The 13,831-nt window shown below is 64.7% G+C and carries 12 protein-coding genes and 1 pseudogene; 5 read left to right on the forward strand and 8 right to left on the reverse strand.

All coding sequences use genetic code 11. From position 1 onward, the window contains the following. From HNE04_RS25360 to HNE04_RS25380, 5 genes and pseudogenes are all read right to left on the reverse strand, one after another. Positions 1-207, reverse strand: a 207-nt coding sequence (locus HNE04_RS25360; RefSeq protein WP_172219146.1) for a leucine zipper domain-containing protein, incomplete at its 3' end; no start/stop codon positions are given. An 87-nt stretch (positions 208-294) separates the two neighbouring features. Next, a pseudogene (locus HNE04_RS25365) lies at positions 295-1,379 on the reverse strand (IS630 family transposase). Between the two features lie 69 nt (positions 1,380-1,448). Continuing rightward, positions 1,449-2,177 carry a nitroreductase gene (locus tag HNE04_RS25370; RefSeq protein WP_172225895.1) on the reverse strand — a complete coding sequence of 243 codons (729 nt, stop codon included), beginning with the start codon at positions 2,175-2,177 and terminating at the stop codon, positions 1,449-1,451. Continuing rightward, on the reverse strand, positions 2,174-2,620 hold the full coding sequence (locus HNE04_RS25375) for an acyl-CoA thioesterase (RefSeq protein ID WP_172225898.1): 447 nt from the start codon (positions 2,618-2,620) through the stop codon (positions 2,174-2,176). The genes HNE04_RS25370 and HNE04_RS25375 overlap by 4 nt, the downstream gene beginning before the upstream one ends. Beyond that, entirely contained in the window at positions 2,617-3,555 is a 939-nt protein-coding gene (locus HNE04_RS25380; protein ID WP_172225901.1) for a histone deacetylase family protein, read from the reverse strand. The genes HNE04_RS25375 and HNE04_RS25380 overlap by 4 nt, the downstream gene beginning before the upstream one ends. 198 nt (positions 3,556-3,753) lie before the next feature. On the opposite strand from HNE04_RS25380, the gene HNE04_RS25385 reads away from it, so the two are divergent. Beyond that, a complete protein-coding gene (locus tag HNE04_RS25385; RefSeq protein ID WP_172225904.1) occupies positions 3,754-4,302 on the forward strand; it encodes a phasin family protein in 549 nt (182 codons plus the stop codon). Positions 4,303-4,487: 185 nt separating this feature from the next. On the opposite strand, the gene HNE04_RS25390 is transcribed toward HNE04_RS25385, so the two are convergent. Further along, positions 4,488-5,378 (reverse strand): patatin-like phospholipase family protein, encoded by an 891-nt coding sequence (locus HNE04_RS25390; RefSeq protein WP_172225907.1) that lies wholly within the window; start codon positions 5,376-5,378, stop codon positions 4,488-4,490. A 78-nt stretch (positions 5,379-5,456) separates the two neighbouring features. Here HNE04_RS25390 and HNE04_RS25395 point away from each other — a divergent pair, with 78 nt between their 5' ends. The 3 genes from HNE04_RS25395 to ggt are packed head-to-tail and all read left to right on the forward strand — an operon-like array spanning position 5,457 to position 9,149. Beyond that, positions 5,457-6,500 (forward strand): extracellular solute-binding protein, encoded by a 1,044-nt coding sequence (locus HNE04_RS25395; RefSeq protein WP_172225910.1) that lies wholly within the window; start codon positions 5,457-5,459, stop codon positions 6,498-6,500. Positions 6,501-6,545: 45 nt separating this feature from the next. Then, positions 6,546-7,304: a 3-hydroxyacyl-CoA dehydrogenase gene (locus tag HNE04_RS25400; protein WP_172225914.1), complete on the forward strand. Its 759-nt coding sequence runs from the start codon at positions 6,546-6,548 to the stop codon at positions 7,302-7,304. 45 nt (positions 7,305-7,349) lie between these two features. Beyond that, entirely contained in the window at positions 7,350-9,149 is a 1,800-nt protein-coding gene (ggt, locus tag HNE04_RS25405; protein ID WP_172225918.1) for a gamma-glutamyltransferase, read from the forward strand. On the opposite strand, the gene HNE04_RS25410 is transcribed toward ggt, so the two are convergent. Both HNE04_RS25410 and HNE04_RS25415 read right to left on the reverse strand, forming a co-directional pair. After that, the gene (locus HNE04_RS25410; protein WP_172225921.1) at positions 9,146-10,063 is read right to left on the reverse strand and encodes a YihY/virulence factor BrkB family protein; all 918 of its coding nucleotides are present in this window, start codon (positions 10,061-10,063) and stop codon (positions 9,146-9,148) included. The genes ggt and HNE04_RS25410 overlap by 4 nt on opposite strands. Before the next feature lie 23 nt (positions 10,064-10,086). Continuing rightward, positions 10,087-11,733, reverse strand: coding sequence for an acyl-CoA synthetase (locus tag HNE04_RS25415; RefSeq protein WP_172225924.1), 1,647 nt, complete (start codon positions 11,731-11,733; stop codon positions 10,087-10,089). Between the two features lie 92 nt (positions 11,734-11,825). Between HNE04_RS25415 and dnaG the strand changes: the two genes are divergently transcribed. Next, positions 11,826-13,652, forward strand: coding sequence for a DNA primase (dnaG, locus tag HNE04_RS25420; protein ID WP_172225927.1), 1,827 nt, complete (start codon positions 11,826-11,828; stop codon positions 13,650-13,652). Positions 13,653-13,831 lie beyond the last annotated feature (179 nt).

Here is a 13,831-nt window from a genome sequence, read left to right on the forward strand (position 1 = left end):
CACGGTACTGCGCGTGCGCGCCGGACGCGAACTGCGATCCCTCAAGCTGTTCTCGCCGCCTTGTTCAAAGCGCCGAAGCCACTTGCGCGCAGTCTGGCGGCTGATGCCCGCGGCCTCGGCCGCGGGCATCAGCCCCAGGACAGAAATGCGTTCAACAAGCAATTTGCGACCCTCGAAGGTCAATCTGGCATTCTTATGGCTGTTCATCCGGGGGAATTCCTCTGAGAGTGCTGAAGCGTCGTAACTCCAGTCTCCCAGACTCTTCCGGGTGAACAACCTATTGAAACATCACAGCTAGTGTCCTGTCGCAGAAATACGTTTCGCTGCCCGCTCGATCTTCTGCAGGATTGAATCGGCGGTAGCCACCCATTGGAACGGTGAGGCATCGGCGTTGTAGCGCTGCACAAACAGCTCAATTTGCTGCTTGAGTTCGCGCACGCTGGTAAACGAGTTGCGGCGGTGGCGCGCTCGGTGATCAGAGCGAACCAGCGCTCCACCTGGTTGAGCCAAGAGCTGTAGGTCGGCGTGAAATGCAGATGAAACCGCGGGTGTCGCGCCAGCCACGCTTTGACCTTGGCGTGCTTGTGGGTCACGTAGTTATCCACAATCAGATGCAGGTCCAACTCGGCCGGAGTTTGCTTGTCGATCTGGCGCAGGAAGTCCAGGAACTCCTGATGGCGGTGCTGCGCTCGCACTCGCGAGATGACTTGCCCGTTGGCCACATCAAGTGCGGCGAACAGCGTCGTGGTGCCGTGGCGAACATAGTCGTGGGTGATGCCTTCGACATAGCCCAATCCCATCGGCAATACCGGCTGGGTGCGCTCCAGCGCCTGAATCTGGCTCTTCTCGTCCACGCATAGCACCAAGGCGTGATCGGGCGGATTCAGATACAGCCCCGTGATGTCGCGCACCTTCTCCACGAAGGCGGGATCGTTGGAGAGCTTGAAGCTGCGCGAGCGATGCGGCTGCAAGCCGGCAGCGCGAAACAGCCGATGCGCCATGTCCTTGCTGATATTGGCTTCGGCAGCAAAGCTGCGCACGCTCCAGTGCGTTTGCTTGGCCGGCCGCGTCTGCAGCGCCTGGTTCAGTAGATCGGCAACCCGCTGATCATCCAACGAACGGGGACGCCCTGGGCGCAGCTCGCTTCGCAAGCCCGCCAGCCCTTGCTCGACATAGCGCTCGCGCCACTTGCGCACCGTGGGCTGCGAAATGCCCAGGCGCTCCCCGATGGCCGCCGGCCCAATACCCTCGGCCGTCATCAGAACAATGCGCGCGCGCAGCGCAACGGCCTGCGCGGTGCGCCGCGACCGCGCCAGTTTTTCCAGCTCCGCTCGCTGATCCTTGCTCAACTCGATCGTCGCATCCGCCCGCACATGCATGCTCGCCTCCGGTAAACAATGTACCGGAAGTCATGCAAGAATCATGCAACGTATTTCTGCGACAGGACACTAGTCCAGCCAACGGGTGAACTCTTCCACAGGCACGCGCGGCGTGTGGAAGCTGTTCACTTGGTGTGTTTCGTCGGCGTAGCCCAACGCCATGCCGCAAACCAGCATTTCGTCCGGGCCGGCGCCGATATGGGGCAGGATGATCTTCTTTGCATAGCCGTTCCAGGCGGCCTGCGGGCAGGTGTGCAGGCCGCGGGCTCGCGCTGCCACCATGATGTTCTGCATGAACATGCCGTAATCCACCAGCGAACCTCGCCCCATCGCCCGGTCCAGCGTGAACATGAATCCCACGGGCGCATCGAAGAAGCAGAAGTTCCTGTGGTGCTGGGCATGCATCTTGTCTTTTTCGCCCCTGGTAATGCCCAGCAGTCCGTAGAGTCCCCAGCCGTTCTCGCGGCGCCGGTCTATATAGGGCGAAGCCCATTTCTCCGGATAGTAGTCGTACTCTTCCTTGTATTCCGCCGCCAATGCAGGGTTGGCATAGATCGCGTCATGCGCCGCACAGACTTTCTCCACCAGGCTGTCGCGGCTCTTGCCCTGCAGCACATAGACCTTCCAGGGCTGGGTGTTGGTGCCGGAGGAAGCACGTCGCGCAACGCGGAGGATTTCGGCGATGGTTTCACGCGAAACAGGCCGGGGCAGGAAGGCACGGGCCGAAAATCGGCTTTCGATCGCGGCGTCCACGCTGGCGGGATCCTCGACCAGGGTACTCACTTGGGATTTCGTCACTTCAGGGCCTCCAGAACCGATTTGAGTTTACCGGGCAGCTCGGTCGGCCGGCGCGTTGCGCGGTCCACATACACATGGACGAAATGCCCCTTGGCGGCCGTCAGCGGTTCGCCTTGCGCGAACAGGCCCACTTCATAGCGAACGCTGGACCGGCCCATGTGGGCGACCCGCAGCCCCGCCTCCACCGATTGCGGAAATGCAATCGACGAGAAGTAGTTGCAGTGGGTCTCGATCACCAGGCCGATGACTTCGCCGTGATGGATATCCAGGGCGCCCTGCTCGATCAGGTGGGCATTGACCACGGTATCGAACCAGCTGTAATAGACGACGTTGTTCACGTGCCCATAGGCATCGTTGTCCATCCAGCGGGTGCTGATGGTGCGAAACGCGCGGTACGCACCGCGGGGGGAAGGCTGGGGCTTGTCGGTCACTGTGTCGGTCATCGCGCCAGATTCTGCCAGCGCCGTGCATATTCCGCCGCGACCCTGAAAGTGTTGACCTGCACCTGCACCGTGTCCTCGATGCGCGCGCCATAGCCGCCCGCCATGGCGAACGCCAGCGGCAGTCGGCGCTGCCAGGCCCAGTCGAAGATGCGCCGGTCGCGGGCTTCCAGGCCATCCCAGGTAAGTTTCAGGCGCCCGAGACGGTCGCCCTCATGGGGGTCGGCACCCGCCAGATAGATGACGAGCCCCGGCTCGAACCGCTGCTCGAGTTCATCGAGGGCGCGCTCCAGCGCGTGCAGGTAGTCGTCGTCGCCGCAGCCGTCGGGAAGATCGATATCGAGGTCGCTCGCCTCTTTGCGAAACGGGAAGTTCTTCTGCCCGTGCAGCGAGAGCGTGAACACGCTCGGGTCATCGCGGAAAACGCGTGCCGTGCCGTTGCCCTGATGGACGTCGAGGTCCACGATGGCCACCTTCAGCGGCCGGGCGTGGGGGCCACATTCCCGGGCCCATTCCGCCTGCATGAGGCGCGACGCCACGGCAGCGTCGTTGAACACGCAGAACCCTCCACCTTTGTCGGCGTACGCATGGTGCGTGCCGCCCGCGATGTTGGCGGCCACGCCCTCCTTGAAGGTGGCCCGGCAGGCGGCAATGGTGGCCCCGACCGAGCGGCGCGCCCGCTCTGCCATTGCCTCGCTCCAGGGAAAGCCGATTTCGCGCATGAGCTTGGGGTCGACTGAGCCATTCGAAATGGCGGCGATGTAAGCCGGGCTGTGAGCCAGCGCCAATTCGCCGTCTGTCGCGGGCAAGGCCTGCATGAGCTCGATCCCGGGCAGCTCGGCCGCCAGCCGATCCCTCAGCAGCTGGTACTTGGCCATGGGAAAGCGGTGCCCCGCCGGCAGGGGCAGCACGAACTGGGTGGCGTAGTAGACCTGCATGACGAGATTGTGTCCCGGCAGTGAAAACCCCTGTTTTAGGCAAGCGGTTCTAGAATGTTGCATTGCAGCAAAAACCCCTTGCAAAGCTCCTGGAGACCTCTATACTCGACCCCATGCTGCACTGCAACATAAACAGGGCCAGGGGCCCAAGTTCAGAGCAGACGTTGATCCCCACCTAAACCCAATGGAGAATTTCATATGTTGACCGCTGAACAAGTCCTGGCCTCGCAAAAAGCCACCGTCGAAACCCTCTTCGGCCTGACCACCAAGGCGTTCGAAGGCGTCGAGAAGCTCGTCGAGCTGAACCTGACCGCTTCCAAGGCCGCCCTGGGCGAAGCCGCCGGCACCACGCAAGCCATCCTGGCCGTCAAGGACGCGCAAGAGCTGCTGGCCCTGCAAGCTTCCCTGTTCCAGCCCCTGGCCGAGAAGACCGCCGCCTACAGCCGTCATCTGTATGACATCGCTTCCGGCACCGGCGCCGAGTTCGGCAAGGCTTTCGAAGCCCAAACCGCTGAAGCCCAGAAGAAGTTCCTGGCTGTCGTGGACAACGCCGCCAAGAACGCACCCGCCGGCAGCGAAACCGCCGTCGCCGTGTTCAAGAGCGCCGTTGCCGCCGGCAACAACGCCCTGGAATCGGTCCAGAAGGCCGTCAAGCAAGCCTCCGATGTCGCCGAAGCCAACTTCAACGCCGTGGCCAGCCAGGCCGTGAACGCTGCCAAGACCACCACGACTTCCAAGAAGCGTTAATTCGTTCCTTGTATTTCAGAGGCCCGACTCCAGCTGAGTGGAGCGGGAACTCTACAAGACACGGAGCATCTATTCGACACTCTTGTCATTGAACCGGAGTTCTTCAGGTTGTCTCCTCGGGTCCTTTCGACACCCTCACGGGTTCAGGGATCCTTCAAGCCCCAGTCGCAAGACTGGGGCTTTTTTTATTGCGCCTTGGCCGCGAGCGCGGCCTTCAGCTGGGGCAGCAGCCGCAGCATGGCCGCCCGGCCGGCCTCGATGGCCCGGCGCCGGGCGGTGAAGTCGGCGCCGCCTACGCCAGCCAACGCCGGCCGCACCACCACGTCGGCTTCGCGCAGCTCATAGCCATTGATGCTCTTGCCCATGATGGCAAAGGTCTGCAGCAGGATCTGCAGCGTGTCGCCCGCGGGGTTGCCCTCCGGGGCGCTCGAGATATCCACGGCCACCACCAATTCGGCTCCCATCTGCCGCGCATAGCGAACGGGCACGGGCGACACCAGTCCGCCGTCCACGTACTCGTGGCTGCCGATCTTCACGGGCAGGAAGACGGCCGGCACCGCGCTCGACGCACGCACTGCCGTGCCGGTATCGCCACGCTGGAACAGCACACCCTGGCCGCTGTTCAGGTCGGTGGCGACTATGCCCAGCGGCAAGGGCATTTGCTCGATGAGCTTGCCGCCGACATGCGCGTTGACATAGCGCGCCAGGGCTTCGCCGCGCAGCATGCCGCGGCTGAAAATCGGCAGTGTCCAGTCGGTGAAGGCCGCCTCCTCCATGTCCTGGGCGACTTGCTGCAGCTGCGCGCCGGTGCGGCCGCTGGCATAGAGCGCCGCCACCAAGCTGCCAGCGGAGGTGCCCACCACGAAGTCAGGCCGCAGGCCGGCCTCCTCCAGGACCTGGATCACGCCCACATGGGCGAACCCGCGCGCCGCGCCGCCGCCCAGCGCCAGCCCGATCTTGGGCGGCCGCTTGGCAATGGGTTGTGGCGGGGCGACCTGCTCGATCGGCGGCGCCGAGGCGCAAGCCCCCAGCAGCAGCGATGCGCAAAGGGCCAGCAACCAGGATCTGCAGTCCATGAGGCACTTACAATTGAGAATGATTCGTGTTTGCCTTATCATTGCGTTTATTCGTTCAACCGCTTCCAAGGAAATCCCATGATCAAAAAGGCTGTTGGCCTGGCTTCCGTCCTGCTGGCCGTCTCGGCCGGCGCTTTTGCGCAGGAGCAGGTGCTGAACCTCTATTCGGCCCGCCACTATTCCACGGACGAAGCGCTCTACGCCAACTTCACCAAGGCGACCGGCATCAAGATCAACCGTGTCGATGCCGACGATGCCGGTATTCTCGCCCGGCTCAAGGCCGAGGGTACCGCCTCGCCCGCCGACGTGATCCTGCTGGTCGATGCGGCGCGCCTGCACAAGGGCGAGGTCGAGGGCCTGTTCCAGCCCATCAAGTCCAAGCTGCTCGACGACGCGATCCCGGCCCAGTACCGGGCCAAGGCGACGCCGGAAGGAACGCCGTGGTTCGGCTTCTCCACCCGCGCCCGCGTCATCGTCTATGACAAGATCAAGGTCAAGCGCGAGGACGTGGACACCTACGAGGAACTGGCCGACCCCAAGAACAAGGGCAAGATCTGCATCCGCTCCGGATCGCACCCGTACAACCTGTCGCTGTTCGGCGCCATCACGGAACACCTGGGCGAGCAGAAGGCCGAGGCCTGGCTCAAGGGCGTCGTCGCCAACCTGGCGCGCGACCCCAAGGGCGGTGACACCGACCAGATCAAGGGCGTCGGTTCCGGCGAATGCCAGATCGCGGTGAGCAACACCTACTACATCGCGCGCCTGCTGCGCTCCAGCAGCCCCGAGGACAAGGCGCTGATGGAGCGCGTGGGCGTGGTGTTCCCTAACCAGGCCTCCTGGGGCACCCACCTGAACATCGCCGGCGGCGCCGTTGCGAAGAACGCCAAGAACCCGGCCAATGCGGTGAAGTTCCTCGAGTACCTGGCCAGCGCCGAAGCGCAGAACTATTTTGCCAACGGCAACAACGAGTGGCCCACGGCCAAGGGCGTGAAGGTGAGCAACGCGGCCCTGCAGTCCATGAGCGGCGGCGGCGATTTCAAGACCGAAACCATTCCGCTGGCAGCCGTCGGGGCCAACCAGGTCAAGGTGCAGCAGATGCTGGACCGTGTCGGCTTCAAATAGCATGGGCCATAATTGACGTAACGTAAACGTCAATCAGGAGCACTCATGGACATCAAGGGCAAGGTCTTCATCGTTACGGGCGGTGCGTCGGGGCTCGGCGAGGGAACGGCGCGCATGCTGGCGGCGGCCGGCGGCAAGGTCGTCGTCGCCGACATGCAGGCGGAAAAAGGCGAGGCCGTGGCCAAGGAAATCGGCGGCGCCTTCGTCAAATGCGACGTCAGCCAGGAAGCCGACGGCCAGGCCGTGGTGGCCAAGGCAGTGTCGCTGGGCAAGCTGATGGGCCTTGTGAACTGCGCGGGCATCGCCCCTGCGGAAAAAACCGTGGGCAAGAACGGCGCGCATTCGCTGAGCCTGTTCGCCAAGACCATCACGGTCAACCTGGTCGGCAGCTTCAACATGATCCGCCTGGCGGCAGATGCCATGACCAAGAACGAGCCCGAAAGCACCGGTGAGCGCGGCTGCATGATCTCGACCGCCTCGGTCGCCGCCTACGACGGCCAGATCGGCCAGGCCGCGTACAGCGCGTCCAAGGGCGGCGTGGTGGGCATGACCCTGCCGATCGCGCGCGACCTGGCGCGCAACGGCATCCGCAACATGACGATCGCCCCCGGCATCTTCGGCACGCCCATGCTGTTCGGCATGCCCAAGGAGGTGCAGGACGCGCTGGCCGCCAGCGTGCCCTTCCCTTCGCGCCTGGGAACGCCGGAAGACTATGCCAAGCTGGCCAAGCACATCTTCGAGAACGACATGCTCAATGGCGAGGTGATCCGCCTCGATGGCGCGATTCGCCTGGCACCACGCTAAGCAACGTTCGGATTAACATGCATCTCGCTCAACCGAGGAGATGCAATGAAACTCAAGCTTTCGCTGCTGGCGGCCGCCGCCCTGCTGGCCGCTTGCGCTACGGCGCCGTCAAACTTCAGCTACAGCCCTCCCCTGCTGCCCGAGGGTGCCTCGGGCTACGTCGAGAAGCCGGGCTGGGCCACCAGCAAGTTCGCGGTAGCCGCGGCCAACCCGCTGGCAACCGACGCCGGCTACCAGGTGCTCAAGGCCGGCGGCTCGGCCATCGATGCGGCGATCGCGGTGCAGATGGTGCTGACCCTGGTCGAGCCCCAATCCAGCGGCATCGGCGGCGGCGCCTTCCTGTTGCACTACAACGGCCGTGACGTCGAGGCCTTCGACGGCCGCGAAACGGCCCCGGCGGGCGTCGACGACAAGCTGTTCCTCGGAGCCGACGGCAAACCGGTCGCCTTCTACGAAGGCGTGGTCGGCGGCCGTTCGGTCGGCGTGCCCGGCACGGTGCGCATGCTGGAGGTGGCGCACAAGCAATACGGCAAGCTGCCCTGGGCCCAGCTGATCCAGCCCGCCATCGTCCTCGCCGAAGGCGGCTTCAAGGTCAGCCCGCGCCTGAACACCATGGCCAAGGGCGATGCCCACCTGAAGAAGGACCCCACGGCCACGGCCTACTTCTTCAAGGCCGACGGCGAGCCGCGCGATGTCGGCTCCACCCTGCGCAATCCCGAACTCGCGGCCGTGCTGCGCAAGATAGCGGCCGAGGGTTCGAAGGCCTTGCATGAAGGCGAGATCGCCCAGGCCATCGTCGACAAGGTGCAGAAGCACCCGACCAACCCCGGCAAGATGACCCTCGCGGATCTGGCCGGTTACCAGCCCAAGAAGCGCACACCGATCTGCCACGACTATCGGGCGCAGAACAAGGACTACCGCGTCTGCGGCTTCCCGCCCCCGAGCTCCGGCGCCATCGCGGTGGGTCAGATCCTGGGCATCCTCGGCAACACGAACGCGGCGAGCCTGCCATTGGACAACGGGTTGCCTGGCGCCGACTGGCTGCATCTGTACACCGAGGCCGCGCGGCTGGCGTTCGCCGACCGCGGGCAGTACCTGGGCGATCCCGATTTCGTCCAACCGCCCGGCGGCAACTGGATGAGCCTGCTGGCGCCGGCATATCTGGCGGAGCGCGCCCGGCTGATCCAGCCGACCGGCCCCAGCATGAAAACGGCCCAGCCCGGCACGCCCGGCCCGGTCGCCACCGGCCACGCGCCCATGGCGGATCAGCCTGAGTACGGCACTTCCCACATCAGCATCGTCGACAGCTACGGCAACGCCATCGCCATGACCACGACCATCGAGGACGCGTTCGGCTCGCGCCAGATGGTCAAGGGCTTCCTGTTGAACAACGAGTTGACCGATTTCAGCTTCGCGCCTGCGGATGCGCAGGGCCGCCCCATCGCCAACCGCGTCCAGCCAGGCAAGCGGCCGCGCTCGTCGATGGCACCCACGCTGGTGTTCGACAAGGCCACCAACCAGCTGGTCATGAGCGGCGGCAGCCCGGGCGGCGCGCTCATCATCCACTTCACCGCCAAGACTCTGTACGGGGTGCTCAACTGGGGAATGATGCCGCAGCAGGCGATCAATCTACCCAACTTCGGCTCGCTGAACGGTCCCAGCCTGCTGGAGGAAAAGCGGTTTCCGCCGGCCACAGTGGAAGCGCTGCGCGCGCGCGGCGCCGAAGTGCGCGAGCAAGCCTTGACGAGCGGCCTCCAGGCGATCGCCCGCGGCCAGGCCCATGGCACACCGCTGTGGCTGGGTGGGGCCGACCCGCGCCGCGAAGGCGTGGTCATGGGCGACTAGGCCCTGTCGGCGGCCTCTTCCGTTTCCAGCGGATTGGCCGGCGGCGGTTCCTCCGGCCGGTCAATCCGCTCGAATTCCGAGATCACCTGCGCGCCCAGCAAGAGCAAGGTCGCGGCGATCTCCAGGCTAAGCAACACCACGATGGCCGTGGTGAGCGAGCCATAGACCACGTTGACCTGCGACAGCGTGCTGAAGTACCAGACCAGCACGTGGCGCGTGATCTCCCAGAGCAAGGCGGCGGTCACTCCGCCCAGCAGCGCATGGCGCAGCGATAGCCGGCCCACCGGCATCACCACGTACACCGAGGTCAGCACGAAGATTTCGCCCGCCAGTCCCAGCAGGTAAAGCAGGAAGCCCGACACGCCCTTGAGCGACCATTCGCGCCCCAGGAATTGCACGCTCTCCTCTCCCATAGCCTGCAAGCTGCCGGACACGAGGGTCACCACCAGCAGGCCAAAGCCCAGGCTGAGAATGTAGAAGTACGGCAGCAGCACCGAGATGATGTAGCGGCGGCGGCGGATCGCGATGCGATGCAGGAAGATCACCGACATCGCGTTTTCCAGCACCGTGAAAGCCAGCGAGCTGAAAAAAAGCATGGTGACCAGCAACACCCAACCGATCACGTCGCGGTGCTGCAGGAAATTCGCCAGCTCGGCGACGATGGCGCGCGACTGCCCCGGTATGAGCCATTCGAGGTAGCGGCCCAGGGTCTGCAACAGCTCGGCCTGGTCGATCACATGCGATAGCGCGATGACCGTGAGGATCAACAGCGGCACTACCGACAGCAGCGCGTAGTACGCCACTGCGCCGGCGAGCAGCAAGCCCTGGTTGGCCTTGAAGCCTTTGAGCACCCGCCAGGCGAACTCGCCCGGATGGGCCAGAACATGGGCTGCTTGGTGGCTGAGGATCGGCATGCGGCGAGTATGCCCCGCCGGCGTCAGACGTCGATTGCAGCGGCTGAGCCGGCGAGCTTGCGCAGCTCGAACTTCTGGATCTTGCCGGTCGAGGTCTTGGGCAGCTCGCCGAAGACCACGGCCTTGGGGACCTTGAAGCCGGCAAGGTGCTTCTTGCAGTGGGCGACGATCTCCTCGCGCGTCACCTTGGCACCGGCCTTCAGTTCCACGAAGGCGCAGGGCGTCTCGCCCCAGCGCTGGTCGGGCTTGGCCACCACGGCGGCAGCCAGTACGTCGGGATGCCGGTACAGCACGTCTTCCACTTCGATGGACGAGATGTTCTCACCGCCGGAGATGATGATGTCCTTGCTGCGGTCCTTGATCTTGATGTAGCCGTCGGGGTACTGCACCGCCAGGTCGCCGGTGTGGAACCAGCCGCCCGCAAACGCTTCCTGGGTGGCCGAAGCGTTCTTCAGATAGCCCTTCATGGTGATGTTGCCGCGGAACATGATCTCCCCCATGGTCTCGCCATCCAGGGGCACGGGTTGCATCGTCTGCGCGTCGATGACCCTGGCGTCGCGCTGCAGGTGGTAGCGCACGCCCTGGCGGGCATTGAGCCGGGCCCGCTCGCCGATGTCCACGTCGTTCCACTCGTCGTGCTTGGGGCACACGGTCGCCGGGCCATAGACCTCGGTGAGGCCGTACACGTGCGTGAGGTCGAAGCCCATGCGCTCCATGCCCTCGATCATCGATGCCGGCGGCGCCGCGCCGGCCACCATGGCCTTGACGCCACTGGGCAAGCCCGCCTTCATTTCATCGGGGGCGTTCACCAGCATGCCGTGCACGATGGGCGCGCCACAGTAGTGCGTGACGCCGTGCGCCTTGATGGCATCGCTGATGGCCTTGGCTTCCACCTTGCGCAGGCACACATTCACGCCCGCGCGTGCCGCCACGGTCCACGGGAAGCACCAGCCGTTGCAGTGGAACATGGGCAGCGTCCACAGATAGACCGGGTGCTTGCCCATATCCCACTCGAGGATGTTCGATATGGCGTTCACCGCGGCGCCGCGGTGGTGATACACGACGCCCTTGGGATTGCCGGTGGTGCCGCTGGTGTAGTTCAGCGCGATGGCGTCCCATTCATCGGCGGGCAGCTGCCACTCGAACGCGGCGTCGCCGGTGGCAAGAAATTCGTCGTAGCCCACGCTGCCAATGCGTTCGACGGGGCCGGTGAACAGCGCATCGGCCACGTCGATGACCAACAGCGGCCGCGACTGCTTGCGCAAGGTAATGGCCTGCTTCATGACGCCGGCGAACTCCGGATCGACGATCACCACCTTGGCCTCGCCATGGTCCAGCATGAAGGCTATCGTCGGCGCATCGAGCCGCGTGTTGAGCGCATTGAGCACGGCGCCGCTCATGGGGATGCCGAAGTGCGCCTCGACCATGGCCGGCGTGTTCGGCAGCATCACCGCCACCGTATCGCCCTTGCCCACGCCGGCGCGGGCAAGCGCACTGGCGAGCTGCCGGCAGCGCGTATAAACCTCGCTCCAGCTGCGGCGCAGGTCGCCGTGGATCACGGCCAGCCGCTGGGGATAGACTTCAGCCGCGCGTTCGATGAACGACAGCGGCGACAGTGGGGCGAAATTGGCCGGGTTGCGCGACAGATCCTGGTCGAAAATGCTCGTCATGGTCTTTGTCTCCAAATTCCCGGGTTTGCCCCGTGTGGCCCTAGCGTAACCCTGTTTGGTGCAGCGCAGCAATTACGTAAGAATACCGAACGATGGCCATTCCCCAGTCTTTCATCCAGGAGTTGCTGGCCCGCGCCGACGTGGTGGAAATCGTCGGCCGCTATGTGCAACTCAAGAAGGGCGGCGCCAACTTCATGGGACTGTGCCCTTTCCACGGCGAGAAGTCACCGTCTTTCTCGGTCAGTCCCAGCAAGCAGTTCTACCACTGCTTTGGCTGCGGCAAGAATGGCAATGCCATCAGCTTCCTGATGGAGCACGCCGGCATGAACTTCGTGGAGGCGGTGAAAGACCTGGCGGGCCAGTACGCCATGCAGGTGCCTGAGGAGGATGCATCGCCTCAGGACCGGGCCCGGGCCGCACAGCAGCGCGAAAAGCAGGCCACGCTCACGGACGTGCTCGAGAAGGCCGGCGAAGCCTATCGCAAGCAGTTGAAGATCTCGCCGCGCGCCATCGGCTACCTCAAGGGCCGCGGCCTCTCGGGCGAAATTGCCAAGCAGTTCGGCCTGGGCTACGCGCCCGAAGGCTGGCGCAGCCTGGCCAGCGTGTTTCCCAACTACGACGATCCGCTGCTGGCCGAAAGTGGCCTGGTCATCGTCAACGAGGACGAGGAAAAGCGCTACGACCGCTTCCGTGACCGCGTCATGTTCCCCATCCGCAACGTCAAAGGCGAATGCATAGGCTTCGGCGGGCGGGTCTTGGGAGATGAAAAGCCCAAGTACCTGAATTCGCCCGAAACACCGGTGTTCAGCAAGGGGCGCGAGCTCTATGGCCTGTTCGAGGCCCGCAACGCCCTGCGCGAACACGGCTACGTGCTGGTGACCGAAGGCTACATGGACGTCGTGGCGTTGGCGCAGCTCGGGTTCCCCAATGCGGTGGCCACGCTCGGCACGGCCTGCACGCCCGACCATGTGCAAAAGCTGTTCCGCTTCACCGACGCGGTGGTGTTCAGCTTCGACGGCGACGAGGCCGGCCGGCGCGCCGCGCGCAAGGCTCTGGACGGCGCCCTGCCCTACGCCACCGATGTGCGGACGGTGAAATTCCTGTTCCTGCCCGCAGACCACGATCCGGACAGCTACATCCGCGAGTTCGGCCGGGAAGGCTTCTCGCGGTATGTGAGCGAAGCGACACCGTTGTCCCGCTTCCTGATCGAAGCCGCGCGGGAAGGCTGCGACCTGAGCACGGCCGAGGGCCGCGCCCACATGGCGGCCAACGCCAAGCCGCTTTGGACCCAGCTTCCGGATGGGGCTCTGCGCAGGCAGCTGCTGGGTGAAATTGCCGCCCTGGTGCAAGTCGAGGCACGCGAGCTGGCCTCTTTGTGGTCCGTGGCGCCGGCCCCCTGGGCCGGCCCGGCCGCGCGCCGACCCAGCCCCAAGCCGCCGTCCAGGCGGCTGGGAATCCGCCCGTCCATCGAAGCCAGCGCCAGCAACATCGCCCGCCTGCTGCTCGGCAACTCGCGCTTCTGGGAGGTTCTCAATTCCGGCGAGCACGAAATCCTCTGTGCCCTGGAGGGCGATTTCGGCGACCTATTCCGGTGGATCGACGCCCAGGTGCACGAGCATGGGCCCCAGCCGCTGGCGGCGCTTGCCGTCGGCCTGGAGGGCCAGCCCTTCGAGGCCATAGCCCGCCGGATCATCGAACTCGACAGCCTGCAACCCTCTGGGCGGCTGGTCGAGGACCCGGAGATGCCCCTGGCCGACCTGCACTCGGCGGTGTTGAAACTCCAGCTCGACGTGCTGGACCTCGAGCTGAAGCGGGTGCAAGCCTTGCCGGCCACCGATCCGGGCCGGGTGGGCCAGGAAGAACAGCTCATACGCCAGCAATTCGCCCTCAAGAAGCGGCAAACTCTTGAAAAGTCGTGACAGCGGTATAATGTAGGGTTGCTAGCGGCAAGAGCGACAGCAGCACCTCCGGGCCCCGGCCAACCGACGCCATAGCGCGCGATCCGCCAACTCCCCGCAAGGACTGCACCCCAAATGTTCGCCCACACATCTTGCCCTGATGGACCGACAGTGAGCCCCTAGGGCGCGCTGGCGAGCTC

The organism is Caenimonas soli, assembly GCF_013155545.1.
GTDB lineage: Bacteria > Pseudomonadota > Gammaproteobacteria > Burkholderiales > Burkholderiaceae_C > Ramlibacter > Ramlibacter soli.